This is a genomic window from Streptomyces flavofungini, assembly GCF_014650815.1.
Taxonomy (GTDB): Bacteria; Actinomycetota; Actinomycetes; order Streptomycetales; family Streptomycetaceae; genus Streptomyces; species Streptomyces flavofungini.
On record NZ_BMVR01000005.1, the window covers coordinates 53,471 to 78,945 of the forward strand.

The following is a 25,475-nucleotide window of genomic DNA, read 5'->3' on the forward strand; positions in this document are numbered from 1 at the left end:
CCGGAGGAGAACAGCATGAGCCGCAGCGACGTCCTGGTAGACGCCGACTGGGTCGAGGCCCACATCGACGACCCGAAGGTCGTGCTCGTCGAGGTGGACGAGGACACCTCGGCGTACGACAAGAACCACATCAAGAACGCCGTCCGGATCGACTGGACCAAGGACCTCCAGGACCCGGTCCGCCGCGACTTCATCGACCAGGAGGGCTTCGAGAAGCTGCTCTCCGCCAAGGGCATCGCGAACGACTCCACCGTCGTCCTCTACGGCGGCAACAACAACTGGTTCGCCTCCTACGCCTTCTGGTACTTCAAGCTCTACGGCCACCAGGACGTGAAGCTCCTCGACGGCGGCCGCAAGAAGTGGGAGCTGGACTCCCGCGACCTGGTCGACGGCGCGCAGGTCCCCAGCCGCCCCGCCACCGACTACAAGGCCAAGGCCCAGGACACCTCCATCCGCGCCTTCCGTGACGACGTCGTCGCCGCCATCGGCGCGAAGAACCTCGTCGACGTCCGCTCGCCCGACGAGTTCTCCGGCAAGCTGCTGGCCCCGGCGCACCTCCCGCAGGAGCAGTCGCAGCGCCCCGGCCACGTGCCGAGCGCCCGCAACATCCCGTGGTCGAAGAACGCCAACGACGACGGCACCTTCAAGTCCGACGACGAGCTCAAGGCCCTCTACGAGGACGAGCAGGTCGACCTCGCGAAGGACACCATCGCGTACTGCCGCATCGGTGAGCGCTCGGCCCTGACCTGGTTCGTCCTGCACGAGCTGCTCGGCCAGGAGAACGTCAAGAACTACGACGGCTCCTGGACCGAGTACGGCTCCCTCGTGGGCGTACCGATCGAGCTCGGCGCCAACAAGTAACCCGCGACCGACCCTTCCCCCCCTCTTCGTAGGACCTCTCTTCGCAGGACCTCGTAGGACTTCATAGGAGCGCACATGTGTGGAGCCAAGGCCGGTGGCCCTGACGCCTCGACGATCAAGCCCGGTGAGACCACCATCCAGGGCCAGGTGACCCGCGACGGCGAGCCCGTCACCGGTTACGTCCGGCTGCTGGACTCGACCGGCGAATTCACCGCGGAGGTGCCCACCTCCGCCACGGGCCAGTTCCGCTTCTACGCGGCCGAGGGCACGTGGACCGTACGGGCGCTGGTCCCGGGCGGCTCGGCGGACCGCACGGTCGTCGCGCAGACGGGCGGCCTCGCGGAGGTCGCGATCGCCGTCTGACGGCGGAGACGGGCCGGAGGGCCGCACCCCGGGGGTTGGACGCCACTGGAGGGGTGCGGCCCTTCGGTTCTACGCTGGAGACATGTACGCGCGACGGCGCCATGTGTACTTCGCCATGATGGGCACCTGCCTGCTCCTGTTCGTCCTGGCCTGGGGCGTCGTGCGGCTCTGGTCGATCCCTGTCGCCGTCGGCATGTGCGTCGTGGCGATGGTCATCCCGCCGGTCGCCGCCATGGCCGCCAACCGGCGCGGTCCCGAGGACCGCTGGTGGGACGACCCCTCGGGGGACCCGAAGTCCGACGAGTGGTGGGACGAGCTGGACGGCAGGCACCGCCGCTAGCCGGGTGGCCCACCTCGGCGGGAGCGGGCGGCGTGGCCCGACTAGAGTGGGACCCGGCTCTGTACCGCCCTACATACCGCTCACCAAGGAGCTTCCGTGCTTGAGGCCTTCTTCTCCGCCCTCCTTGTCCTGGTCTGCGTCGGCGTCCTCGCCTTCGCCGGCCTGACCGTGAAGAAGCTGTACCAGGGCCAGCGCTGACCGCACCCCCCACCGAGAGACTCCTGAGCACCCCATGATCGAGATCCCGTCCGACCTGCACCGCGACCTCGTCCCCCTCGCCTGGCTCCTGGGCAACTGGGCCGGCGCGGGCGTCACCGACTTCCCCGGCTCCGCGAAGGCGAATTTCGGCCAGGAAGTCTCCTTCTCGCACGACGGGCGGGACTTCCTGGAGTACCACTCGCACAGCTGGGTGCTCGACGCCGACGGCAACAAGGTGCAGCCCCTGGAGTCGGAGTCCGGCTTCTGGCGCATCGACAAGGACCGCAAGGTCGAGGTCGTGATGGTCCGTGACGACGGCGTCGTCGAGGTCTGGTACGGCGAGCTGGCCGACCAGAAGCCGCAGATCGACCTGGCCACCGACGCCGTGGCCCGCACCGCCGCCTCCGGCCCGTACAGCGGCGGCAAGCGCCTCTACGGCTATGTGAAGGGCGACCTGATGTGGGTCGGCGAGAAGCAGACCCCCGAGGTGCCGCTGCGGCCGTACATGTCCGGGCAGCTCAAGAAGGTCGTCTCGCCCGAGGACGTCGCCGAGATGGCACGCAACCTGGGCGACCTGCCCGACGACGGGATCGCCTTCTTCAAGTAGGCCTAGACTTCGGGGTGTGGTGAGCACCGACTCCGACTGGAAGAGCGACCTGCGGCAGCGCGGATACCGCCTGACGCCGCAGCGCCAGCTCGTGCTCGAAGCCGTGGACACACTGGAGCACGCGACCCCCGACGACATCCTCTCCGAGGTCCGCAGGACGGCGTCGGGGATCAACATCTCCACCGTCTACCGCACCCTGGAGCTCCTGGAGGAGCTGGGCCTGGTCAGCCACGCCCACCTCGGCCACGGCGCCCCCACGTACCACCTCGCGGACCGCCACCACCACATCCACCTGGTGTGCCGGGACTGTACGCACGTCATCGAGGCCGACCTGGACGTGGCCGCGGAGTTCACCGCGAAGCTGCGGGGGATGTTCGGGTTCGAGACGGACATGAAGCACTTCGCGATCTTCGGGCGCTGCGAGCGGTGTGCGGCGGCTGCCGCCGAGGGTGCCGAGCCCGTTTCGGAATAGGCCCTAGCGGGGCCGCGGAATAAGCGTGCCGGTCCTCGGGTCGTAGTCTTTGTGAACATGAAGAGCCCCCTGCTGTCGCTGCCCGGCGCCGTCCCCGCCGAGGGCGTGGACGAAGGCGTCGCCGCCCACTACGGCGACCTGTTCCGCGAGCAGCGTGCCCTCGCCGACGGCACCGGATTCGTCGACCTCTCCCACCGCGGCGTCGTCACCGTCACCGGCGCCGACCGGCTGAGCTGGCTGCACCTGCTGCTCACCCAGCACGTCAGCGACCTCCCGGCGAACCAGGCCACGGAAGCCCTGATCCTCTCCGCCAACGGGCACATCGAGCACGCCCTGTACCTCGTCGACGACGGCGAGACGATGTGGGCGCACGTCGAGCCCGGTACGCAGGACGCGCTCATCGCGTACCTGGAGAGCATGAAGTTCTTCTACCGCGTCGAGGTCGCCGACCGCACCGCCGACTTCGCCGTCGTGCACCTGCCCGCCGGGTCCATCGCCGCCGTCCCCGACGGCGCCGCCGTGCGCGAGACCGCGTACGGCCGGGACGTCTTCCTGCCCCGCGCCGAGCTCTCCGCCTACGCCGACGGGCACGGGCCCGTCGCCGGGCTCCTCGCCTACGAGGCCCTGCGCGTCGAGCACCATCGGCCGCGGCTCGCCTTCGAGACCGACCACCGCACCATCCCCCACGAGCTGGGGTGGATCGGGACCGCCGTCCACCTCCAGAAGGGGTGCTACCGCGGGCAGGAGACCGTTGCCCGCGTCCAGAACCTCGGCAAGCCGCCGCGGCGCCTCGTCTTCCTCCACCTCGACGGCAGCGAGGTGCACCTGCCGGTGCACGGTACGCCCCTCCACCTGGCCTCGGACGGGCCCGAAGGCCGCAAGCTCGGCTTCATCACGACGTCCGTACGCCACCACGAGCTGGGGCCCATCGCCCTTGCCCTGATCAAGCGGAACGTCCCCCTGGACGCGGAGCTGGTGGCCGGCACGACGGCTGCCGCGCAGGAGCCGGTGGTCGCCCCCTGACCCCGGGGCCCGGGTAGCCGGGGGCCACCCCCGATCGGCGCTCCGCGCCTCGTCCTCAAACGCCGGACAGGCTGAAAGATCCAGCCTGTCCGGCGTTTGAGGACGAGGCCGCAGGCCGATCGGGGGTGGACTGTCCCACCCGCACGGGACACCCACCCCCGGTCCCGGGGCGGAGCCCCGGTTTCGGGAAGGGGTGGGCTTGGGGAGCCCCCGGCAGGGCTGGCCCCGGGTCACATGTCCAGGAGCACCGTGAAGGGGCCGTCGTTGGTGAGGCCCACCCGCATCTGGGCGCCGAACCGGCCCGTGGCGACGGTGGCGCCGAGGCCGCGGAGCTGGGCGACGACCTCGTCGACCAGGGGCTCGGCGACCTCGCCGGGCGCGGCCGCGTTCCACGTGGGCCGACGCCCCTTGCGGGCGTCGCCGTAGAGAGTGAACTGGCTGATGACGAGGAGCGGCGCGTCGACGTCCGAGCAGGACTTCTCGTCCTGCAGGATCCGCAAGGACCAGAGCTTGCGGGCGAGTTGAGCGGCCTTCGCGGCGGTGTCGTCATGCGTGACACCCACCAGCACGCACAGTCCTTCCCCGACGACCTCCCCGACCGTCTCCCCGTCCACGACGACACTCGCGCCGTCCACCCTCTGCACCACCGCACGCATGCGGACCATCATGCCCTGCCCGTACGCGCCGTCCGTGCGCCGGTCCAGAACCCCCCATCCGGGGCCGATTGGGGGCACTCATGCACAGAGCGACCACTCGGGGTGGCACGATGCTCACACGCGGTGTACCGCGCCGGCTGAGGGGACGGTAGAGCCACATGAGCACACCCAGTACGCCCAGTACGCCTTGGTCGCCCGGGGCGAGACATACAGGCGGGACGGCAGGGACGGGCAGGACAGCAGGGATGGCCGGGACGACAGGCATGGCCGGGACGGCCGAGGCCGGTGGGGTGGGCGGCGCGGCCGGTGCGGCGGGCATCGGCGGCACGCACGTCCCCCGCGCCCCCGTCCAGCGCACCGACAGCCCGCTCCTGCCCGATGTACCGGCGCACGATCTGACGGCCCTGCGCCTGCCGGAGCTGCGTGAGCTGCGCCGCTCGACGCAGCAGGACGAGGCGGATCTGAGCTACGTGCGGCGGCTGCTGCAGGGCCGTATCGACATCCTGCGGGCGGAGACCGCGCGCCGGGTCCCGCGGCCGGGCGGCCGGGACGCGGGGACCGCTGCCGGGGCGGAGTCGCCGTTGGTGGTGGACCGGCTCCCGGAGATCCTCACGGACGGCCCGGCCCGGCACCGCTCGTCGGCCCGCCATGTGACGCTGGGCACGCCGCACAGCGAGGAGTACCGACGCCTTGCCGCGGAGATGCTCGCCGACGTCGAGCTGTCCGACCTGGTGGCCCGCACGGACGAGGAGCTGCACGCGGCGATGGGCCGTCTCGTCCGTTATGAACAGCAGGTTTCCCGGCGCCGTCAGGAGATGCAGCGGACGACGGACGATTGCAGCGCGGAGATCGCCCGCAGGTACCGTGAGGGAGAAGCACAAGTAGACGACCTGCTCGCGTGACCCTGCCGGCCCCGGTGGGCGCCGCCGCCCCGTCGGGCCCGGTGACCCCGTAGGGCCCGGTGGCCGCCGTCAGCCGTGATCCCGGTGGACGTCCGCGCGCGGCGCCCGCCGAGATCCCCGTGATCCGGTGGCAGCCGTGTCCGGGACGGCCGCCGTGATCCACCTGATCCGGCGCCCCGCGGGCGGTCCGTCGCACCGCCCGCACCCGGAAGGCCGAAGATGCCGAAGACGACGCTGCCGTCCGCCGCCACCAGTTCCCCCGTCATACCCCCGGTCCTCGCCGAGGTCGTCCGGTCGGGCTTCGTCGAGGGCCACCATCGGGGCAGCCTGGTGCTGCTCGGGGCCGACGGCGACGTACAGCTCGCGCTCGGCGATGTGACGGCCCCCGTCTTCCCGCGCTCCACGAACAAGCCGATGCAGGCCGCGGCGGTGCTGCGGGCCGGGCTCGACCTGTCCGGCGAGCGCCTGGCCCTGGCTGCGGCCAGCCACTCCGGGGAAACGTTCCACCGGGATCTCGTGCTGAAGATGCTGGCCGAGCACGGCCTGACCCCGGCCGAGCTGCAGTGCCCCGCCGATCTGCCGCTGGACCCCGAGGAGGCCGAGACGTACCTGGCCGCCGGCGCCGTCCGCGACCGGGTCACGATGAACTGCTCCGGCAAGCATGCCGCCATGCTCGCCGCCTGCGCCCTGAACGGCTGGCCCAAGGAGAGCTACCTCGACCCCGAGCACCCCCTCCAGCGTCTCGTCCACGACGGCATCGAGGCGGCCGCGGGCGAGGCCGTCGCAGCCGTCGGCACCGACGGCTGCGGCGCGCCCCTGATGGCCATCTCCCTGACCGGCCTCGCCCGCGCCTACCGGCACTTCGTCCTCGCCCCGCAGGACAGCCCCGAGGGCCGGGTCGCGGACGCCATGCGGGCCCACCCCGAGTACGTCGCCGGGACGCGCCGCCCCGACACCTGGCTGATGCGGGAGGTGCCCGGCACGCTGTCGAAGATGGGCGCCGAGGCCGTCCAGGCGGTCGCCCTCCCCGACGGCCGGGCCCTCGCCTTCAAGATCGACGACGGCTCGACGCGGGTCCTCGGCCCGGTCCTGGCCCGCGCCCTGCGCCTGCTCGGCACCGACGCCCCGATCCTGGACCGGATCGGCAGGGCGCCGCTGCTCGGGGCGGGGCGTGAGGTGGGGGAGATCCGGGCGACGATCTGAGGCCGGGCGGGGTCCCCCCCCCGTACCCGACTCTCATCGCGCTGATCTCAGCACTGCGAACGTTCCGACGGGGTGGCCCACGGGTGTGGGCCACCCCGTCGCTTCATCGGGGTCCGGGCCTGGCGTTGGCGGGGCCTTGGGCGGCCCGTGCCCCGGGTCGGACGACTGACCGAACTCCCGGCTCCCCTCCGGATGAGAGCTCGGTCAGCCCGACTGGGTCAGTCCGGCCGGGTCAGCCGGACTGCGCGAGCAGCAGCACGAGGATCAGTGCCCCGATGCCGCCGGCGGTGGTGTTCTTGGCCTTGATCCCGAAGGTGAGCAGGACGAAGGCGATGATTCCCATCGGCCCGTACTTCCATTGGATGGCCTGCTCGAATCCAATGACGAGGGCGGCGATGACGACGGCGATGAACGGCATGACGGTCCCCCTTCCGGTTCGGGGGTGACGGCCCCCTGGTCGGCTCCCAACTGGCCCTGCCGAACGCCGGGTTCGGCCCGGCGGCCCGGACTGGTGGCCAACCCCCCGAAGAGTCTGACCATGTCGCCCAAGTTGGCTACCAACTCCATCTGACTTATCTCCGCGATGGCACGTCTCATAACCACCTTCTCAGCAACTCCCCAAAGATGGCGAGAAGTTGTACGGTTTGGTTGTGAGCCCGGACCAGGCCTCCGTGAACGAGCGGAAGAGACCGACCACGACTCCGCAACGCTCGCACCAGGAGGTGGCGGACGAGCTGCGCGACCGGATCAGGTCCGGGCGACTGCGGCCGGGACAGCGCATGCCCACGCAGGCGGAGCTGGCAGTGGAGTTCGGCGTGGAGCGCGGTGCCGTACGCCAGGCGCTGCGCATCCTGCAGAGCGAGCAGCTCCTTGCCAACGTGTCCAAGGGCAGCCCCGCCACGGTCGCGGGCCCGTCCGGGCCGAGCCTGGACGTCCGGCCCGAGCCCACGATGGTCGGCCTCGCCCCGCGCATCGCCGCGGCCTTCCAGGCGCCGCACGTGGAGATCGACGCGCTGTGCCTCACGTCCATCTCACTGACGATGGCGATCGGCGAACCGCTGCGGCAGATTCACGCGGGGGGGCTGAAACCGGCCAAGGTCGACGTGCGGGTGCTGCTGCCGAGCCGCGACATCGACCTCGCCTTCCCCGCTCCGGTGGAAGGCGGGGACGAGGGCGGCCACGTGCACCGCCGCTGGCTCGACCAGCGCAACGCGCAGGGCCAGGTGCTCCGCCACAATCTGCGGATGCTGCGGACGACGCACGGCATCGACGTACGGGTGGAGTTCCGCGCCCTGCCCTTCACCCCGCCCGTCAAGCTCTACCTGCTCAACGGCTCCGAGGCGCTGTTCGCGTACTACACGCTGACCCAGCGCCGGGAGGAGATCGGCCAGGAGTACCTGGAGATGTGGGACGCGCAGGGAACGCAGTCGATGCTGTTTCCGTTCCACTCGGGGGACGGGCTGCGGGACACGACGTTCGTGGAGCAGTCCCATCTGTGGTTCAACGCGCTCTGGGAGACGATCAGCCAGGACTTGAAGCTGAACCCCGGTCCGTAGGGCGGACGGGGTTCAGCGCCTGTTCCTGTTCCTGTTCCTGCCACTGTTCCGGTGGCTGTTCCCGCTCCTGGTCACAGTGCGGGGCCCGTCACCATCAGGGCGAGCGCGACCGCCCCGATGGAGCTGCAGGTGGGGTTCTTCGCCTTGACACCCACGGTCAGCAGCAGCAGACCGATGATGCCGAGGGTTCCGTACTTCCACTGCACGACCTGCTCGATGGTGACGGCGAACACGGCTGCGAGGAGGGCTACGGCGGGCATGATGGTTCCCCCTTCTGCCATCTCGGGCAAGTTGGTAACCAACTCACTTAAGTTGTCCCCACTTGGTAACCCTTCATAAACAACTTTCCGTCAACTCCCCTGAGATGGTCTGCAGTTGTATCGTCTGGTCGTGACCAAGGAGAGCGGTGCAGTGAACGGCAGCAGAAAGACCTCCCCCCAGGACATCGCCAACGCCCTGCGCGACCGCATCCGCACCGGCACCCTCAAAGCAGGCGACCGCCTCCCCACCCAGGCCCAGATCGCCCAGGAGTTCGGCGTGGAGCGCGGGACGGTGCGGCAGGCGCTGCTTTCGCTGCAGCGGGACGGGTTGCTGAACCACATCAGCCGGGGGAGTCCGCCTCGGGTCGCGGGGGAGGCGGGCGCCTCCGCGGCGTCGGGCGGGCCGTCCCAGCCGCAGCCCCAGCCGTCGATGGTGGCGCTGTTGCCGCGCCTGGTGGAGGCGTTCCGGGAGCCGCACGTGCGGATCGACGCGGTGTCGTACACGGCGGAGACCCTGATGAACGCCGTCACCGAGCCGATCCGGCGGATCCACCAGGGCCAACTGCGTCCGGAGTCCATCGATGTGCGCATCCTGCTGCCCAGCAGCGCGATCTCCCTGGCGTTCCCGGTGCCGGTCGAGATCACGGACGAGCGGGACCGGGTCCGGCTTCAACAGCGCTGGCTGGCACAGCGGAACGCACAGGGTCAGGTCCTGCGGCACAACCTCGTCTCGCTGCGGCAGTCGCACGACATCGATGTCCACGTCACCTTCCGTGCCCTGCCGCTCACGACCCCCGTCAAGCTCTACCTGCTCAACAAGTCCGAGGCGCTGCTCGCGTACTACACGCTGGAGTCCATGGAGGTGCCGCTGGACGCGGAGGCCGGTGAGAGCGTGCGCGCGTACGACGCCGGCGGACTGACCACCACCCTCTTCCCCTTCATCGACGGGGACAGCTCACGCGACTCGGGCTTTGTGAAAGAGTCCCAGAAGTGGTTCGACGCCCTCTGGGAAACGATCACCACTGACCTGACACTCTCTTAGGTGACTCCTGAATCCACGCGACCCGATGCGAGAGCGACCGAGCCAGTGACAGGTTCGACCGACGACGTTCAAGATCTGATCGACATCGCCCAGTGCGTCCTCTTCGACTTCGACGGCCCCGTCTGCCGCCTCTACGCCGGGCGTTCGGCGGAGAAGGTCGCGAAGGAGCAGGTGCGCTGGCTGGAGGCGCAGGGGCTGCACGGGCTGCTCGCCGCGGGCATGCGCGACGAACCCGATCCGTACGTCGTGCTGCGCGCCGTGGACGAGCGCCATCCCGACAGCGATCTGGTCACCGAGCTGGAGGCGCGGCTCACGCACGAGGAGCAGAAGGCGGTGGCCTCCGCCTGGCCCACCCCCTACGCCGACGCGCTGATCCGCACCTGGTCGGCCACCGGCGCCCGGCTTGCCGTCGCCACGAACAACTCGCCGGGGCCGGTGGCCAGTTATCTGACCGGCAGGGGGCTCATCGACTGCTTCACCCCGCACATATACGGCCGCACGCAGAACCTGAACCTGCTCAAGCCGGACCCGCACTGCGTCAACCGGGCCCTCTCCGCGATGGGCGCCGACCCGGCCCGCACCCTGATGATCGGCGACGCCGCATCGGACTACCTCGCCGCGCGCGCCGCCGGAGTGCACTTTCTCGGCTACGCGCGCAACGATCGCAAGCTGGGCGTACTCCAGAAAATCGGTGCCGAACGGATAGTGACGTCACTGCAGCCGCTGCTCAAGAAGCTCAACGGGGAGACGTGACACGTGCCGCCACGCCGCCGGACTTCCGTCGCGAATTCGACCGTGTCCGTTTGCTGTTCGGGTGGCCCGCGGCGCCGGGGCTTCCGCAGGCTGCTGGGTGGTAATAACCCCCGACATATTCACCAGCGGCAGAAACGCGCAGTAATGGCACAGGCGCGCAAGGTAAGCAAGTGCGAGCGTCCGCATAGTGGTCAGGTGGTAAAGCGGGCGCCTTCGGGGGGATACGCTCTGCGCTCATGTCGCAACCTCTGTCCGGCGGAGCCGATTCGGCCGCGCCGGTCGCACTCGGCCGGTACGACCGGCTGGTCCACCGTTTGGCCGCCGCGCACCGCGAACGCCCTGATGGCGAGGTTGTGACCGGTTATCACAACAGTAACTACATCGTGCCGCTCGGCTGGCGGCTGGCGCTGTTGCTGCGGACGATGCCGTTTCGCGCCCGCGTGAAATGCCGTACGCCCCTGCAGGCCACCGAGGTCGCGCCGCGCATCTGGCCCCGCGAGAGCGAACTGCTCAAGGTGGTCACACGCCACCTCACGGAAGTCCCGGGCTGCCTGCTGGACTTCGGCGACTGGTCGATGCACGCCTACCGCGCCGGGCGTCCGCTGACAGCGGTCGACGAGAGCGAACTCCACGCCGACGAACTGATGGCCAGGCTCGCCGATTTCTTCGCCAGAACCGCGTCCGTGCCGGAGTCCGAGCTTCCGCCAAGACCCGACGGCTGGCCCGAGGACGGCGATTCCAACGGATTCCTCGCCTGGCTGATCGACTTCACCGAGAAGCGCGTGCGCCACGCCAACCGGCGGCGATTCGCTGCGTTATTCGAGGATATCGGCATTCGGCGGCAGGCGATGACCGAGTTCAAGAAGAGCGCCCCGCGGCTCCTTGAACGCCCCTTCTGTCTGCTGCACACGGATGTCCACCGCGCCAACATTGTGATCGATCGTAAGGAAATCGCCGTAATCGACTGGGAGTTGGCCCTCTACGGCGACCCCCTGCATGACCTTGCCACCCATCTGGTGCGTATGGATTACGACAAGGAGCAGCAATTCCGGATGCGGCGGCGGTGGACCGAGGCGATGGCGGCGGCGGGCAGGCGTGAGCTGACCGCCGGCCTCGACGCCGATCTGCCCGTCTACCTGGATTTCGAGTACGCCCAGTCCGTCTTCCCGGACGTCATGCGCGCCGCGCTCTCCCTGCCGGTGCGCGCGCCTGCCGACGACGACTTCGAGCGCGCCGCGGCCCGGGTCTGCCGGGCCCTGCTGCGGGCGGCCGAGCCGCTGTGCCTGGCGGAGGTGCCGGACCAGGCCCGCGCCGTCGAGGCCGTGCGGGCCTGGCACGCCAGGGTCCACGGGGGTGCCGAGGGTGCTGGCGCCGAGGCCCACGGGCAGGCGGCGGCCGGGCCGCGTCCGGTCGTGTGACGGCCGCCCGGTCTTCCTGACCGGCCCACCTGCGGGCACCATGAGCCCTTGCGTGCTCGTGTCAATTCCACGGTGGGCAGGGGGACTTGATGAGCGGCCGTCGTATGGCATGGGGGTCCGGCTCGGAAGGGTGGGCACGGGCGGAGTCCGCCGTCACCAAGACACTTCTCCTCGGCGTCTTCGTCCTGGGCCTCGTCGCCCAGTTCGTCACCCCCGTCGGTGACGCGCTGGAGGGCAAGGCGTATCTCGGCGGGGCCGTCCTCAGCCTCGTCGGGTATGTGCTCTACAGCGAGGTGCGGGGGCTCAATGTCGCGCTGCGGCCCGCCGTGCGGCGGGAGGTCGCGGCGAGTGAGCTGCGGGGGTTCTTCGGGGCGGCGCTGGGGCGGGCGGCGCCGCGGATCGATGCCATCGGGTTCACGGGGGAGACCGTCGTGAACGAGCTGGCGCGGTCGTTGGACGGGCGGCAGGGGGCGGTTCGGCCGGAGGTGGCGGTGCGGATTCTGGTGCCGGACTTCACGCGGGAGATGGCGATACCGGGCATGCTCGACGCCGACGGGAAGGCCGCGGACGACCCCGGCTTCCGCGCGGAGCTGCTGCGGCAGGTGCGGGGGTACGAGCGGGACATGGAGGTGCTTGCGCGGAGGATGAGCCACGACCGCAGGGGCGCGCTCGCGGTGGAGTTCCGGGTCCTGCACATCTCGCCGTTCGTGAAGTTCTGCCTCGTCGACAGGGAGCACCTCTTCGACGGGATCTACGACGAGGTCAAGGAGGAGCCGTCCCGCGACCTCCCCGCGCGGCAGGTCCTCGACCTCATGGGGTACGACTCGCTGCTCACCCACTGGCACATCGACGCCGGGGCGGCCGCCCGCGAGAAGATCGCGCGTCGGCAGGAGCTGTTCGAGACCCTGTGGCGCGTCGCCCGCCCCCTCACCCCACCCGCCTCCTGAACAGCACCCCCGCCGACCCGACCGCCCCCACCAGAATCCCCGCGCACCAGGCCAGGGCCACCCAGGGTGTGGTGCCGACGGGCTGGTTGAGGAGGAGGCCGCGCAGGGAGTCGATGACGGGGGTGACCGGTTGGTGGTCGGAGAAGGCGGTGAGCCAGGCGGGCATGGAGTCCGTGGGGACGAAGGCGCTGCTGGGGTAGGGGAGGAAGCTGACGAAGAAGGTGTAGCCGTTGGCGGCCTCCGGGGACTTGGCCAGCAGGCCCACCGCCGCGGAGAGCCAGGACAGGGCCAGGATGAAGGCCACGAGCAGGGCGATCGCGGCCAGCCAGGCCGACGGTGTCGCCCGGGGGCGGAAGCCGATCGCGAAGGCCAAGGCCAGGACCAGTGCCGTTGCCAGGAGGTTGCGGGCCACCGAGGCCAGGACGTGGCCCGCCAGGATCGCGATGCCGCCCACGTCCAGGGAGCGGAAGCGGTCGACGATGCCGCCCTTCAGGTCCTCCGTGACGGCCACCGCCGTGCTGGACGAGCCGAATCCGGCGCAGAGGAGCAGGACTCCGGGGACCACGTACGTGACGTAGCGCGTGTCCGTGCCCGTGTTGATCGCGCCGCCGAAGAAGTACACGAAGATCAGGAGCAGGAGTACGGGCAGCGCCAGGGCCGTGATCAGCGCGTCCACGTTCCGGCGGCTCAGGCGGAGGGAACGCCCGGTCATGATCAGGGCGTTGGGGAGGGTGGGGAGGAGGTGGGGGACGGGAGGCGGCGGCGCGGTTTCAGGCATGGGTGGGCTCCTTGGGCGAGGGCGGCGGGGATGCGTCGGACGTCGGTGCCGGGGATGCCGTCAGGGTCAGGAACACCTCGTCCAGGCTCGCCGTGCGGAGTGCGAAGTGGGCTATGTCCGTTCCGGTCGGGTCCAGTTCGTCGAGGAGTGCGCGTACGTGGCGTGCGGTGCCGTCGGTCGGGAGGCCGAGGGTGCGGGTGCGCGGGTCGTGGTGGGTGGCGTGCGGGATCCGGGTGCGGACGCGTAGGTAGGCGTCGGACGTGGTCAGGGTGATGTCCAGGTGGTGGCCCGCCATGCGGGCCTTCAGGTCCGCCGCCGTGCCCTCGGCCACGATCACGCCGCCGTGCAGCACCGCGATGCGGTCGGCGAGCTGGTCGGCCTCCTCCAGGTACTGCGTGGTGAGGAAGACCGTGGTGCCGCGCGCCGCCAGGTCGCCCACCACGTCCCACAACTCGCGGCGGCCGCGCGGGTCCAGGCCCGTCGTCGGCTCGTCCAGGAAGATCACTGCGGGCTCGCCGACCAGACCGGCGGCGAGGTCCACGCGGCGGCGCATGCCGCCGGAGTACGTACGGACGAGGCGGTCGGCCGCCTCGGACAGGCCGAACCGGGCCAGGAGTTCGTCCGCCCTGGCCCTGGCGGCGGCCCGGCCCAGGCCCGCCAGGCGCGCCATCATGCGCAGGTTCTCCGCGCCGGTCTGCGTCTCGTCGACCGCCGCGAACTGCCCGGTCAGGCTGATCGCGCGGCGCACGTCGCGGCGTCGTGCCCGGATGTCGTACCCGGCGACCCGCGCCGTGCCCGCGTCCGGCTCCGTGAGCGTGGCCAGGATCCGGACGGCGGTCGTCTTGCCCGCGCCGTTCGGGCCGAGGAGGGCGAAGACGGTGCCGGGCGGGACGCGCAGGTCGATGCCCCGGAGGACGGGGATGGGGGAGCGGGTGCCGTCGGTTCCTCCGTAGGACTTGGTGAGGCCGGTGGCCTCGATCGCGGCTTCGGTGACGGCGGCGCGATCTGTGGCTTCGGCGGCTTCGGGCATCGGCCCTCCCAGGGGTGCGGACATGTACTGCGTAAGGCATACGCATTACTGTGTAAGGGTTACGCAGAACTACGATGGCCGTCAAGCGAAGGCACGGAGAGGGTGAGGAGGCCGGGGAGATGGTGGCGGACGGCGGCGGTGGCACGGGTCTGCCCGCGGCCTCGGGCGGGGGGCAGGATGCCGGTCTTCCCCGGACCTCGGGAGCGGGCCCGTCCGCGAGCGGGGAAACCGGGCTGCCCGCGAGTCTGGAAACCGCCTGGGGGCTGCGTGAGCGCCCCGCCAAGGGGCCGCGCCCCGGCCTCAGCCTCGACCGCATCGTCCGCGCCGGCATCGGCATCGCCGCCGCCGAAGGGATCGGCGCCGTCTCCATGGGGCGCGTCGCCAAGGAACTCGGCGTCTCGACGATGTCCCTGTACCGGTACGTTTCCGCCAAGGACGAGCTGTACGTCCTGATGGAGGACACTGCCATGGGCCCCCCACCCCCGATGTCCCCGGACGTCACCGGCTGGCGCGCCCGGCTGGAGTGGTGGGCGCGCGCCCAGCGCGAGGTGTTCCACCGGAACCTGTGGCTCCTGCGGGTCCCGATCTCCTCGCCGCCCGCCTCGCCCCACTCGCTCCAGTGGATGGAGTGCGGGCTCGCCGCCCTCGCCGGTACCGGTCTGGACGAGGGCCGGAAGATCTCCGTGATCATGCTGGTCGGCGGCTATGTACGCAACGAGGCCACCCTGATGTCCGATCTGGACGCCGCCATGACCGCCCGCGGCCTCGCCCCCGACGAGGTCATGCGCCGCTACGAGCACACGGTCGACGCCCTCACCGCGCCCGACCCCGGGCGCTACCCGGCCGTGCGGCAGCTGCTCGGTTCCGGGGTCCTCGGCGTGCCGGACGCCTCGCCGGACATGGAGTTCGAGTTCGGGCTCGGGTGCTTGCTGGGCGGCGTGGAGGTGTTGGTGGGGTCCGGGGGCGAGGGCGCGTACGGCTCCGGTGGCGGGGGTGCCGCGTCCTCCGCCTGAGTCGGCGGCGTCCCCTCACGCGTACTGCGTAAGCCCCGAACTCAGCTGGTCAAAGGCTCTGTTCGCCTCCCGTACGGCGTCCGGGCGCACCTCCACCACCGGCTCGCCCGCGTCGACGCGGCGCCAGTTCTCCAGCGCCAGGACCCGCTGCGCCGCCAGGATCTGGGCGGCGGCGATGCGTGCGGTCAGCGGGGCGACGGGGTGCTCCTCGGCCGGCCCCCCGCCCAGTGCCGCCGCCAGCGCCCGCTCGGCCCGCTCCTGGTACCCGTACAGCCGCGCCACCAACGACGGTGTCCGGTAGAGGAGTTGGTGGAAGGCGAGCACCTCGGGTGCGTCGTTGAGGCCGGTCACCGGGTCGTGCCGGGTCAGGCCCGCCAGGAAGTGGGCGCGCAGGGCGGCCAGGGGGGACTGGCCGGGGAGGCGGTCGGTGACGACCCGCGCCGCCTCGTCCTCGTGGTCGGCGAACCGGTGCAGGACCAGGTCCTCCTTCGCCGGGAAGTACCGGAACAGCGTCGGCTTGGAGATCACCGCCGCCGCGGCCACCTCCGCGACGGACACCTTCTCGAAGCCGCGCTCCAGGAAGAGCGCGATCGCCGTGTCGGAGACGGCCTCGTACATCTGCTGCTTCTTGAGCTGCCGCAGGCCGACCGGCTGCCGCGGGCGCGCCGGTTTCGTCTCGTCGTCCGTCATGCTCCCCAGCGTACCTCAAATGAGTCTCAGTAATAAATGTAACTCGGTAACGTTTTCTTGTACGCTGGAGGGCATGACGGCACCCGGCACCCCTCTCGGCAGTCCCGAAAGCTCCGCCCCCGACACCCCCGCCCTCGACCAGGCACTCGCGCACGAGCGGCAGTACCACGACCTCTGTCGCGCCGCCCTCGCCGAGATGGTCGAGGGCGCGCAGGAGCACGTCATCACCGGTGAGCACGTCGCCGCGTCCGGGGCGGACGCCGAAGTGCTCGGCTATCAGCTGCGCAGCCGCGCCAAGGAGATGCGCGAACTCCCCGACGCCCCGCTGTTCTTCGGCCGCCTCGACTTCGCCACCGAGGCCCCGGAGGCGGGCGGCCACCGCGGCCAGCGCTACCACGTCGGCCGGCTGCGCATCACCGAGCACCCCTCGGCCCCGCCCCTGGTCGTCGACTGGCGCGCCCCCGTCTCGCGCGCCTTCTACCAGGCGGGCGCCCGCGACCCGCAGGGCGTCGCCGTCCGCCGCCGGTTCGGCTGGGCGCCGGGCAGCGCGGGCGACTCGGCCGACCTGACGGGTCTTGAGGACGAGCACCTGATCGCGGGGGACGTCCCGGGCGGGGTGGCCGAGCCGGAGGCGACCGCGGCCCCGCGCAGTCGCATCCTCACCGGTGAGATCGAGCGCCCCCGCGTCGGCCCCATGCGTGACATCGCCGCCACCATCCAGCCCGAGCAGGACGACCTGGTACGCGCCGCGCTCGCCGAGTCCGTCTGTGTGCAGGGCGCCCCGGGCACCGGCAAGACGGCCGTCGGCCTGCACCGGGCCGCGTATCTGCTGTACACGCACCCGCAGCGGATCCGGCGCTCCGGGCTGCTCATCCTCGGCCCGAACCGCACCTTCCTGCGGTACATCGCGGAGGTCCTGCCCGCCCTCGGCGAGACGGGAGTGCGCCAGTCCACCGTCCGGGACGAGATCGCGCGGCAGCCGGTGCGGGCCGTGGACGGGCCCGCGGCGGCGGTCGTCAAGCACGACGCCCGGATGGCGGAGGTGCTGCGGCGCGCGCTGTACGCGCGCGTGCGGCCGGGTGACGCCGAGTCGTTGGCGGTGCCGGACGGTTCGTACCGCTGGCGGGTCCCGGCCGGTGACCTCGACCGGATCGTCGCGGACGTGCGCGCGGAGGAGCCGCCGTACGAGACCGGCCGGGAGCGCGTGCGCACGCGCGCGGTGCGCCACATCCAGGAGCAGGCCGAGCGGCGCGCGGGGCCCGTCAGCAACACATGGCTGCAGAAGGTCTCCCGTGCGCGGCCCGTCTCCGCCTTCGTCGACGCGGTGTGGCCGAAGGCGCGGCCGGAGGAGGTGCTCGCCGAACTCCTGGGGGACGGGGACGTGTTGGCGTCGGCCGCGGACGGGGTCCTCGGCGAGGCGGAGCAGCGGGCGATCGGCTGGGACCGGCCCCCGCGCTCGTACAAGTCCGCGAAGTGGTCGGACGCCGACCTCGTGCTGCTCGACGAACTCGCGGGCCTCATCGAGCGGCCCGCGGGCTACGGCCACATCGTCGTCGACGAGGCACAGGACCTCTCGCCGATGGAGTGCCGCGCGATCGCCCGCCGCGCGGACTTCGGCTCGCTCACCGTGCTCGGCGACCTCGCCCAGGGGACCACACCGTGGGCGGCCCGCGACTGGCCCGCCCTCCTCGGCCACCTGGGCAAGCCCGACACCCCCGTGACGCCGCTGACCACCGGTTTCCGCGTCCCGCAGGCGATCGTCACCCTCGCCAACCGGCTGCTCGACGGGCTCGGCGTCGACGTGCCGCCCGCGCGGTCCCTGCGCGGGGACGGCGAACTGGCCGTGCGCCGGGTACGGGACGTGGCCGCCGCCACCGTCGACGCGGTGCGCGGCGCGCTGGCCCACGAGGGTTCGGTCGGCGTCATCGCCGCCGACGCCGCCGTTCCGGGGGTGCGCGCGGCGCTGGTGGCCGCGGGCGTCGAGGCGGCGGGGCCCGACGAGCTGGGCGCCCGCGTCACGGTGGTGCCCGCCTCGGTCGCCAAGGGCCTGGAGTACGACCATGTGGTGGCCGTCGAACCGGCGGACATCGTGGCGGCGGAGGAGCGGGGGGCGCACCGGCTGTACGTGGTGGTGACCAGGGCCGTCTCGCGGCTGGACGTGGTGTGCGGGCGGGCGGTGCCGTGGGCGGAGGCGGCCTGGGCCGCATAGTCCCCCGGGCGGTCGCGGGGCCCGCCGGTTATGGTGACGCGAGGGAGGATGAATCGGTATGAGCCCCCGCAATCCCCACTCCGACACCCTCACCGTGGCCGACGGCGACGGGCGGTCCGCGCTGCGGATGGAGCGGCGGCTGGCGCAGCCGCCCGCGAGAGTGTGGGCGGCGCTCACCCGGCCCGAGCAGTTGGCGCACTGGTTTCCCGCCGAGGTGCGGGTCGAGTTGGTGCCGGGCGGCGCGATCGCCTTCGCGTTTCCTGGCGGCTCCGGCACCGCGGGTGTCGTGACCGACGTCGAGGAGCCGCGGCTCTTCGCCTTCACCTGGGGCGCGGACCACCTGCGCTGGGAGATCGCGCCGGACGCGGAGACCGGTGGTTCGCTGCTCACCCTCGTCCACACCTTCGGCGACCGGTTCGGCGCGCCGAGCTTCAGCGCGGGGTGGCACCTGTCCATCACGGCACTCGGCGCCCAACTGGACGGGGAGGAGCCCGGCGAGGTCCTGAGCAAGGTGGACAAGAGGGACTTGCACGAGGCGTATCTGGAGCAGTTCGACCTCGGTGGCGGCGAGATCACCGGGGACGGGGGTGTGCGGTTCGAGCGGCAGTTGGTGCGGGGCGCGGTGGAGGTGTGGGCCGAACTCACCGGGGGCGCCGGTGTGGTGGTGGGGGAGGTCGTGCCCGACGGGTTCGCCGCCGAGGGGGTGCCCGCGGGGGTGGTCACGGAGGTGCGGGAGGCCGCGCTGTGCGTGTACGCGTGTCCGGCGGGTGGGTCGGTGCGGTGGGAGTTTCGGGACGGTACGGGGTACGGGGCGCGCCTGGTGCTGACGCATGCGGGGGCCGCGGACGCGGGGGTGGCGTTGGCGGCTTGGCATGCGCGGTTGGAGCTGTTGGCTGGGAGGTTGTTGGAGGGGTAGACGGGGGGCTTTCGGGTCTCGGCCGCTGGTGGGTCCGGTCCGCTGGTGGTTTCGGCCGCTGGTGGTTCCGGTCGGCGGCGGTCTCGTTGACCGGCGGTCCGGGTCACTGGCGGTTCGAGTCATCGGCGGTGCGGGGCACTGGCGGTTCGAGTCATCGGCGGTGCGGGGCACTGGCGGTCCGGGGCATCGGCGTTCCCAGTCACCAGCGGTCCGAGTCACCAGCGGTCCGAGTCACCGGCGGTCCCGTCACCCGCCAGCCGCCCCCGCCGTCAGGCCGTGCCGTGCGGGTTCGCCGCCGTCCCCTCGGCGGCGGTCTCGTTGACCGGCGGTCCGGGGCATCGGTGGTCCAGGTCACTGGTGGTCCGGGTCATCGGTGGTCCGGGTCACTGGTGGTCCGGGTCAGCGGTGGTTCGAGTCACTGGTGGTCCGGGTCACTGGTGGTCCCAGTCATCGGCGGTCCGGGTCACTGGCGGTCCGAGTCATCGGCGGTCCGGGGCATCGGTGGTCTGGGTCACTGGCGGTCCCAGTCACCAGCGGTCCGAGTCACCGGCGGCCCCGTCACCCGCCAGCCGCCCCCGCCGTCAGGCCGTGCCGTGCGGGTTCGCCGCCGTCCCCTCCGTGCTCAGGAGCACCACCGTCGACCCGGGCCCCAGCCCCAGCTCCGCCCGGCGTTCCCCCGCCCCCGGCCCGGTGAGCGCCGCCCGCACCCCGGCCAGCGCGGCCGCGCTGCTCGGCCCGCGCTGCCTGCTCGGTCCGTGCTGCCTGCTCGGTCCGTGCTGCCTGCTCGGCCCGCGCGTCCGCCCCCGCCGCCTGGCGCCCCGCCCGGCGCATCCATGGCGCCGCCCCCGCGCCACCCCTCCCCGCAAGCCCTCCTGAGCGTCGCCCGTGCCACGCCTCGATGCTCTTCCGGCGGGCTGGCGCGCGCGGTCCAGCATCCGGCTCCAGCAGGAAAACCCCAGCTCACAGGGGTCTTGTCGCGGTGCGCGGGCGCGCTGTGTGCTGGTCCTCACTCCCCGTGGCACCATCTGGGTGCCAAGCGGGGTTGTATTGGCGCCAAGGTGATGCCATGCTGGCGTCATGAGCAGTACGGCTCCACGGGCTGAGAACGCCGGCCCGTCGGAGTGCCGCAGGACACCTCAGCCACCCGCTCCGACCAGCGGGTCCGCACACCACAGTCAGACAGGACGGCCATGCCTACTTTCGAAACTCCCGAGCCCCTCTCCGTCCTCATCGGGTTCGAGATCGGAACCGCCCGCATCTCCGGCGGCAAGCGCCTCGACACCGTCGTCTCGGTGCGCCCGAGCGACAGCCGCGAAGAGGCCGACGTGAAGGCCGCGGAGCAGGTCCAGGTCACGTGCACCAACGGCCGCCTCGTGGTCGCCGGCCCCAAGAAGCGGTCCCTGTTCGGCAAGGGCGTCGGCTCGATCGAGGTCAGCGTCGAGCTGCCGGCCGGGTCGGACGTCCAGGGCCTGGCGCCCGCCGGAGCCTTCAGCACCGAAGGCCGCCTCGGCGACTGCCGGTTCGAGTCCGCCTCCGGTGACATCCACGTCGCGGAGGTCGGCGCCGCCTCCCTCAGGTCCGACCACGGCGACGTCCGGGTGGACCGCGCCACCGGTGACGTGGAGGTGGACGCGGCGGGCCGCATCGACCTCGGCAACATCGCGGGCGCCGCGAACATCCGCAACCACAAGGGCGACACCACGCTCGGCGAGGTCACCGGCGAGCTGCGCGTCCAGTCCTCCGAGGGCGCCATCGCCGTCGGTGTCGCCCACGCGGGCGTCGACGCCAAGTCGAACAACGGCACCATCAAGCTCGGCGAGGTGGCGCGCGGCCAGATCACCCTCGACGCCGCTCACGGCGACGTCGAGGTCGGTATCCGCGAGTCCAGCGTCGCCTCGGTCGAGGTGAACTCCCAGACGGGTACGGTCCACAACTCGATCGATGCGGCCGACGGCCCCGGCCCGGGCGCGGAGACCGTGCAGGTGCGCGCCCGCACCGGCCGGGGCGACATCGTGATCCGGCGCGCCTGACCGCACCCGCACCCGTCACCCGCGCACCCGCACCCGCACCCGCACCCGCAAGGCCTCGTGACCCGCGCAGGCCGGCCTCGAACCGACCACGGAAAGAAGAAGGAGGCGGCACGATGACTGCCACCACTCGCTCGACCGCCCCGCCGAAGGGGATCATCGCCAAGGGGCTGCGCAAGGCGTACGGCGAGAAGGTCGTACTGGACGGTGTCGACCTGCAGGTCTCCGAGGGCACGGTGTTCGCCCTGCTGGGCCCGAACGGCGCGGGCAAGACCACCACCGTCCAGATCCTCTCCACCCTCGTCTCGGCCGATGCCGGGGACGCCCGGGTGGCGGGACACTCCCTGGAGCAGGAGGCGGACGCCGTCCGCGACGCCATCGGTGTCACGGGGCAGTTCGCGGCGGTGGACGGTCTGCTGACCGCCGAGGAGAACCTGTTCCTGATGGCGGACCTGCTGCACCTGGAGAAGGCCGAGGGCAGGCGGCGCGCGGCCGAGCTCCTGGCGCGCTTCGACCTCACCGAGGTCGCCAAGAAGCCCGCCGCGGCCTTCTCCGGCGGCATGCGCCGCAAGCTCGACCTGGCGATGACCCTGGTCGGCAGGCCCAGCATCATCTTCCTGGACGAGCCGACGACGGGTCTGGACCCACGCAGCCGCCGCACGATGTGGGACATGATCCGTGACCTGGTCGCGGGCGGCACGACCATCTTCCTGACCACGCAGTATCTGGAGGAGGCCGACCAACTGGCCGACCGCATCGCGGTCCTGGACGGCGGCGGGATCGTGGCCGAGGGCACCGCGGACGAGCTGAAGCGCCGCATCCCCGGCGGGCACATCAAGCTCCGGTTCGACGAGATGCGGCACATGAACGCCGCCTCCGACCGCCTCGCGCTCTCCACCGTCACCCGTGACGACGAGTCGCTGACCCTGCAGATCCCCAGCGACGGCAGCATCCCGGCCCTCCGCGCGGTCCTCGACGTACTCGAAGGCGCCGGTATCCACGCCGAGGCGCTGACGGTGCACACCCCGGACCTCGACGACGTGTTCCTGGCCCTGACCGGGTCAGGAACACGGGACCGCCAGCCCTGATACGGACGGGGACCCCCCTCCGTCCGTATCATCGGCCCCACGCCCGAGCGGCAGCAGCGGCGCGGACAGCAGCGGGGCCAGGGGGAGCCGAGTTGACGTCGGAGTACCAGCAGCGGTTGCGGGAGCGCTACCTCAACGCCCCCGTCGTGCCCGCCCCCGAGCCCTGGCGGCTCGCGCCCGGCGGCATGATCCCGGTCGGCGGGCTGCTCGGCATCGGCTTCGCCGTGCGGCCGGGCAGCGGGCACGACCTCGTGATGGTGGTGTCGGCCGACGGGCACGGGCTCTTCGACGCGGTCACCGGCGAGAAGATCGCCCGGGACCGCGATCCCGACCCCGAGACCAGCACCCCGGACGACGCCCCGGACCTCACCTGCCCCGGCCTCGGCCCGATCGCGGGCACCCCCGTCCACATCGCGGGCCTCTTCGGCGGCGGCCTGCACAGCACCTCGTCCGACGGCTGGACCGTGCGGGTCGTCAGCCCCGACTGGCCCTGCCACCGCGTCGTCCTCGCCGCGGGCGACGCCCTCCACCGCGGCCGGGCCGGAGAGACGTGGTGGCACGTCCTGCACGCCCGGTACTCGGAGTTCCGCGCCGCCGGATTCTCCCCCTCCGGCCGCACCCTGGCCATCGCGACCAGCAGCGACCTGACCCTGTGGACCCGCCCTCAAGCGGGCGGCGGCGCACAGGCCGCCGCGACGGCCCCCGTGTCCCAGTAGAACGGGTGGACCTCGGTGATCCGCCCCTGGGCGATCGTGATGGTCTGCAGGATCGGGAAGGCGAGTTCGCGTCCGGTGGTACGGGCGACCGCGTGGACCTGGGTGCGTACGACCGTGATCGCGCCCGTGGCGAGGAACTCCTGCTCCCGCATGTCGAACGCCGCCCACGTCCGGCTCATCGCGAGGAAGAACCGCTCCATGCCCGCGTGCCCGCGCCAGGTCCCGCCGTACGGCAGGGAGTCGGCCTGACGCAGCACGACGTCCGGGGAGAAGTAGGGGGCGAGGAGGTCGAAGGAGGCCTCGCCAGGGCCGCCTGCGGCGAGGTACTCGGCTTCGGCGGCGTACATGCCGGTGAGGACGGCTGTGGGGTCCGGGGTGCGGGTCGTGGCCGGGGTGCGGGGCGAGGGTGAGTTCGTCATGCGCGCAGCCTGCTGGGCGGGGCGGGGGCGCGCTGGCGGTCATCGGACGTCGAGGTCTGCCGTACGCCTGCGGAGCCGCTCAGACGCCCAGCAGCTCCGCCACTCCGGCGAGGGAGGTGACCTCGTACGAGTGGGAGAAGGGCACTGACGGCTCGTGGCCCCGGTTGACGTACACCCTGTCCCGCACGCCGAGGTCGGTCGCCGACTGGAGGTCGTAGCGGGGGCTGGACGACACGTGCAGGGTGTCCTCCGGGCGGCACCCCAACTGCTCGTACATGAACTCGAACGCGCGGAGCCGCGGCTTGTACGCCCGCGCCATCTCCGCCGTGTACACGGCGTGGAACGGCGCGCCGAGCTTCGCGACGTTCTGACCGACGTGGCGGTCCGCGGCGTTGGAGACGATGACGAGCGGGAAGCGTTCGGCGAGGCGCGCGAGGGGTTCCGGGACGTCGGGGTGGGGTCCCCACTCCGGGATCGCGGCGAAGATCTCGGCGGGGTCGCCGGGCCGGAACGCGATGCCGGTGCTGTCGCAGGCCCGCCGGAAGGCGCGCGCGACCACCTCGTCGTACGGCCGCCAGTCACCCATCACCTCGTCGAGCTGATAGCAGCGGAACCGGTGCAGGAAGGCGTCGAGGACGTCGGGTGGGGCGATGTCCTCGACCACTTCTCGGGCGGCGGCGCCGATGGCGAAGTCGGTGAGGGTCCCGTACAGGTCGAAGGTGATGAACTGGGGGGCGGGGCGGCTCAATTGACTCTCCTCCGGCGGGGCTGGCGGGTGAAAGGGGCGTATCTCGGGAACCGGTGTGGTGGAGCGGTTTGTTCCGCAGCGCTGTCGCACAGCGCTGTCGCACAGTGGTGTTCCGCAGTGGTGTCCGGAAATGCTGTCCGGCAGTGGTGTCCGGAAGTGCCGCCGGGCTCAGCGGCTCAGCGCCGTCTCGCGGTCCGCGCGGGACAGCTTCTCGGGGTTGCGTACGGCGTAGAGGCCCGTGATGAGGCCGCCCTCGACGCGTACCGCGATGACGGAGTCGATCACGTCGCCCGTGTGCAGGATCAGGGCCGGATGGCCGTTGACCTGCGCAGGCCGCAGGGTCGCGGACGTGAGCCTGCCGAGGACGTGCGCCACCTGTCCGGCGCCCACGACGGGTTCGAGGGCGGCTCGTACGACGCCGCCGCCGTCGGTCACGAGGACGACGTCGGGCGCGATCAGGTCGAGCAGACGCCGCAGGTCGCCCGTCTCGATCGCCTGCTGGAAGGCGGCGAGCGCACCACGGGACTCGGCCGGGGAGACGACCTCGCGTGGTCGGCGGGCGGCGACGTGGGTGCGAGCGCGGTGGGCGATCTGGCGGACGGCGGCCGGGGACTTGTCGACGGCCCGGGCGATCTCGTCGTAGCCGAGGTCGAAGACGTCACGCAGGACGAACACGGCCCGTTCGGTCGGGCCGAGCGTCTCCAGTACGAGCAGCATCGCCATCGAGACGCTGTCGGCCAGCTCGACGTCGTCCGCCACGTCGGGCGCGGTCAGCAGCGGTTCGGGGAGCCAGGGGCCGACGTAGGACTCCTTGCGCCGACGCAGCGTACGCAGCCGGGTGAGCGCCTGCCGGGTGGTGATCCGCACCAGGAACGCGCGGTGGTCGCGCACGGTGTCGTGGTCGACGCCCGCCCAGCGCAGCCAGGTCTCCTGGAGGACGTCCTCGGCGTCGGCGGCGGAACCGAGCATTTCGTAGGCGATGGTGAAGAGGAGGTTGCGGTGGCTGAGGAATGCCGCGGTGGCGCCGTCGGCGGGCTCGCCCGGCGCGGCCCGCTCGCCGCGCTCGCCCATCCCTGTCCCCGTTTCCATCCCCACCCCTGCCCCTGCCCTCTGCCCGTTCCCTCGCGGCCGTGTCACGCACAAGACGCCGCCCCCGGCCCCCCTGTGACACTCGCGGCCGGTGGCCTGTGTCACATCGCCGGGCTGTCACAGGATCCGGTCGGGCGGCATCTCGTGGTCG

At 71.8% G+C, this 25,475-nt stretch carries 29 protein-coding genes; 20 read left to right on the forward strand and 9 right to left on the reverse strand.

Translation table 11 applies throughout. The features are described 5' to 3' along the window. The first annotated feature begins 15 nt into the window (after positions 1-15). From IE274_RS13615 to ygfZ, 6 genes are all read left to right on the forward strand, one after another. Complete coding sequence (locus IE274_RS13615) at positions 16-861, forward strand: sulfurtransferase (RefSeq protein ID WP_190115985.1); 846 nt, start codon at positions 16-18, stop codon at positions 859-861. 75 nt (positions 862-936) lie between these two features. After that, positions 937-1,224, forward strand: a complete 288-nt coding sequence (locus tag IE274_RS13620; protein WP_030362227.1) for a DUF1416 domain-containing protein — start codon at positions 937-939, stop codon at positions 1,222-1,224. 82 nt (positions 1,225-1,306) lie between these two features. Beyond that, positions 1,307-1,564: a DUF3099 domain-containing protein gene (locus IE274_RS13625; protein WP_190115986.1), complete on the forward strand. Its 258-nt coding sequence runs from the start codon at positions 1,307-1,309 to the stop codon at positions 1,562-1,564. Between the two features lie 232 nt (positions 1,565-1,796). Further along, the gene (locus tag IE274_RS13630) at positions 1,797-2,369 is read left to right on the forward strand and encodes a heme-binding beta-barrel domain-containing protein (RefSeq protein ID WP_190115987.1); all 573 of its coding nucleotides are present in this window, start codon (positions 1,797-1,799) and stop codon (positions 2,367-2,369) included. Between the two features lie 16 nt (positions 2,370-2,385). Next, the gene (locus IE274_RS13635; RefSeq protein WP_190115988.1) at positions 2,386-2,841 is read left to right on the forward strand and encodes a Fur family transcriptional regulator; all 456 of its coding nucleotides are present in this window, start codon (positions 2,386-2,388) and stop codon (positions 2,839-2,841) included. 57 nt (positions 2,842-2,898) lie between these two features. Continuing rightward, the gene (gene ygfZ, locus IE274_RS13640) at positions 2,899-3,864 is read left to right on the forward strand and encodes a CAF17-like 4Fe-4S cluster assembly/insertion protein YgfZ (protein WP_190115989.1); all 966 of its coding nucleotides are present in this window, start codon (positions 2,899-2,901) and stop codon (positions 3,862-3,864) included. A gap of 230 nt (positions 3,865-4,094) precedes the next feature. Here ygfZ and dtd read toward each other — a convergent pair whose 3' ends face one another. Further along, positions 4,095-4,520 carry a D-aminoacyl-tRNA deacylase gene (gene dtd / locus IE274_RS13645; protein WP_190115990.1) on the reverse strand — a complete coding sequence of 142 codons (426 nt, stop codon included), beginning with the start codon at positions 4,518-4,520 and terminating at the stop codon, positions 4,095-4,097. A gap of 245 nt (positions 4,521-4,765) precedes the next feature. Between dtd and IE274_RS13650 the strand changes: the two genes are divergently transcribed. Together IE274_RS13650 and IE274_RS13655 are read left to right on the forward strand one after the other, a co-directional pair. After that, complete coding sequence (locus IE274_RS13650; RefSeq protein WP_229909524.1) at positions 4,766-5,422, forward strand: RsiG family protein; 657 nt, start codon at positions 4,766-4,768, stop codon at positions 5,420-5,422. 219 nt (positions 5,423-5,641) lie between these two features. Then, complete coding sequence (locus IE274_RS13655) at positions 5,642-6,625, forward strand: asparaginase (protein WP_190115991.1); 984 nt, start codon at positions 5,642-5,644, stop codon at positions 6,623-6,625. 232 nt (positions 6,626-6,857) lie between these two features. Here the strand turns inward: IE274_RS13655 and IE274_RS13660 are convergent, their stop codons facing one another. Then, complete coding sequence (locus IE274_RS13660; RefSeq protein ID WP_190115992.1) at positions 6,858-7,043, reverse strand: hypothetical protein; 186 nt, start codon at positions 7,041-7,043, stop codon at positions 6,858-6,860. A 226-nt stretch (positions 7,044-7,269) separates the two neighbouring features. Here IE274_RS13660 and IE274_RS13665 point away from each other — a divergent pair, with 226 nt between their 5' ends. Further along, positions 7,270-8,181, forward strand: coding sequence for a FadR/GntR family transcriptional regulator (locus IE274_RS13665; RefSeq protein WP_190115993.1), 912 nt, complete (start codon positions 7,270-7,272; stop codon positions 8,179-8,181). 71 nt (positions 8,182-8,252) lie between these two features. Here IE274_RS13665 and IE274_RS13670 read toward each other — a convergent pair whose 3' ends face one another. Next, positions 8,253-8,441: a hypothetical protein gene (locus IE274_RS13670; protein WP_190115994.1), complete on the reverse strand. Its 189-nt coding sequence runs from the start codon at positions 8,439-8,441 to the stop codon at positions 8,253-8,255. 151 nt (positions 8,442-8,592) lie between these two features. On the opposite strand from IE274_RS13670, the gene IE274_RS13675 reads away from it, so the two are divergent. The 4 genes from IE274_RS13675 to IE274_RS13690 all read left to right on the forward strand — a co-directional run bounded on the left by IE274_RS13675 (position 8,593) and on the right by IE274_RS13690 (position 12,601). After that, positions 8,593-9,483, forward strand: a complete 891-nt coding sequence (locus IE274_RS13675) for a winged helix-turn-helix domain-containing protein (protein ID WP_229909525.1) — start codon at positions 8,593-8,595, stop codon at positions 9,481-9,483. Positions 9,484-9,528: 45 nt separating this feature from the next. Further along, a complete protein-coding gene (locus IE274_RS13680) occupies positions 9,529-10,236 on the forward strand; it encodes an HAD family hydrolase (RefSeq protein WP_229909526.1) in 708 nt (235 codons plus the stop codon). Positions 10,237-10,472: 236 nt separating this feature from the next. Then, entirely contained in the window at positions 10,473-11,654 is a 1,182-nt protein-coding gene (locus IE274_RS13685) for an aminoglycoside phosphotransferase family protein (RefSeq protein WP_190115996.1), read from the forward strand. A gap of 104 nt (positions 11,655-11,758) precedes the next feature. After that, entirely contained in the window at positions 11,759-12,601 is an 843-nt protein-coding gene (locus IE274_RS13690) for an ATP/GTP-binding protein (RefSeq protein WP_190115997.1), read from the forward strand. Here the strand turns inward: IE274_RS13690 and IE274_RS13695 are convergent. Next, positions 12,582-13,313: an ABC transporter permease gene (locus tag IE274_RS13695; RefSeq protein WP_190116461.1), complete on the reverse strand. Its 732-nt coding sequence runs from the start codon at positions 13,311-13,313 to the stop codon at positions 12,582-12,584. The genes IE274_RS13690 and IE274_RS13695 overlap by 20 nt on opposite strands. A gap of 58 nt (positions 13,314-13,371) precedes the next feature. After that, positions 13,372-14,409 carry an ABC transporter ATP-binding protein gene (locus IE274_RS13700; RefSeq protein WP_190115998.1) on the reverse strand — a complete coding sequence of 346 codons (1,038 nt, stop codon included), beginning with the start codon at positions 14,407-14,409 and terminating at the stop codon, positions 13,372-13,374. A gap of 74 nt (positions 14,410-14,483) precedes the next feature. On the opposite strand from IE274_RS13700, the gene IE274_RS13705 reads away from it, so the two are divergent. Then, positions 14,484-15,422 carry a TetR/AcrR family transcriptional regulator gene (locus tag IE274_RS13705; protein ID WP_229909527.1) on the forward strand — a complete coding sequence of 313 codons (939 nt, stop codon included), beginning with the start codon at positions 14,484-14,486 and terminating at the stop codon, positions 15,420-15,422. 15 nt (positions 15,423-15,437) lie between these two features. Here IE274_RS13705 and IE274_RS13710 read toward each other — a convergent pair whose 3' ends face one another. After that, positions 15,438-16,112 (reverse strand): TetR/AcrR family transcriptional regulator, encoded by a 675-nt coding sequence (locus IE274_RS13710; RefSeq protein WP_190115999.1) that lies wholly within the window; start codon positions 16,110-16,112, stop codon positions 15,438-15,440. A gap of 73 nt (positions 16,113-16,185) precedes the next feature. Between IE274_RS13710 and IE274_RS13715 the strand changes: the two genes are divergently transcribed. The 6 genes from IE274_RS13715 (at position 16,186) to IE274_RS13740 (ending at position 23,068) form a co-directional block, all read left to right on the forward strand. Continuing rightward, a complete protein-coding gene (locus IE274_RS13715) occupies positions 16,186-18,321 on the forward strand; it encodes a HelD family protein (RefSeq protein WP_229909528.1) in 2,136 nt (711 codons plus the stop codon). Positions 18,322-18,379: 58 nt separating this feature from the next. Continuing rightward, the gene (locus tag IE274_RS13720) at positions 18,380-19,237 is read left to right on the forward strand and encodes an SRPBCC family protein (RefSeq protein WP_190116001.1); all 858 of its coding nucleotides are present in this window, start codon (positions 18,380-18,382) and stop codon (positions 19,235-19,237) included. Positions 19,238-19,855: 618 nt separating this feature from the next. Next, positions 19,856-20,113, forward strand: coding sequence for a hypothetical protein (locus IE274_RS13725; protein WP_190116002.1), 258 nt, complete (start codon positions 19,856-19,858; stop codon positions 20,111-20,113). Positions 20,114-20,427: 314 nt separating this feature from the next. After that, positions 20,428-21,267, forward strand: coding sequence for a DUF4097 family beta strand repeat-containing protein (locus tag IE274_RS13730; RefSeq protein ID WP_190116003.1), 840 nt, complete (start codon positions 20,428-20,430; stop codon positions 21,265-21,267). A gap of 113 nt (positions 21,268-21,380) precedes the next feature. Beyond that, entirely contained in the window at positions 21,381-22,352 is a 972-nt protein-coding gene (locus IE274_RS13735) for an ATP-binding cassette domain-containing protein (RefSeq protein WP_190116004.1), read from the forward strand. A 92-nt stretch (positions 22,353-22,444) separates the two neighbouring features. Further along, positions 22,445-23,068 (forward strand): hypothetical protein, encoded by a 624-nt coding sequence (locus IE274_RS13740; protein ID WP_190116005.1) that lies wholly within the window; start codon positions 22,445-22,447, stop codon positions 23,066-23,068. Here IE274_RS13740 and IE274_RS13745 read toward each other — a convergent pair. The 3 genes from IE274_RS13745 to IE274_RS13755 all read right to left on the reverse strand — a co-directional run bounded on the left by IE274_RS13745 (position 23,017) and on the right by IE274_RS13755 (position 25,324). Continuing rightward, positions 23,017-23,487: a nuclear transport factor 2 family protein gene (locus IE274_RS13745; protein ID WP_198897793.1), complete on the reverse strand. Its 471-nt coding sequence runs from the start codon at positions 23,485-23,487 to the stop codon at positions 23,017-23,019. The two genes, IE274_RS13740 and IE274_RS13745, sit on opposite strands and share 52 nt — an antisense overlap. Before the next feature lie 79 nt (positions 23,488-23,566). Then, positions 23,567-24,235, reverse strand: a complete 669-nt coding sequence (locus IE274_RS13750) for a haloacid dehalogenase type II (protein WP_190116006.1) — start codon at positions 24,233-24,235, stop codon at positions 23,567-23,569. Between the two features lie 168 nt (positions 24,236-24,403). Further along, a complete protein-coding gene (locus tag IE274_RS13755) occupies positions 24,404-25,324 on the reverse strand; it encodes an RNA polymerase sigma-70 factor (RefSeq protein WP_372446995.1) in 921 nt (306 codons plus the stop codon). Positions 25,325-25,475 lie beyond the last annotated feature (151 nt).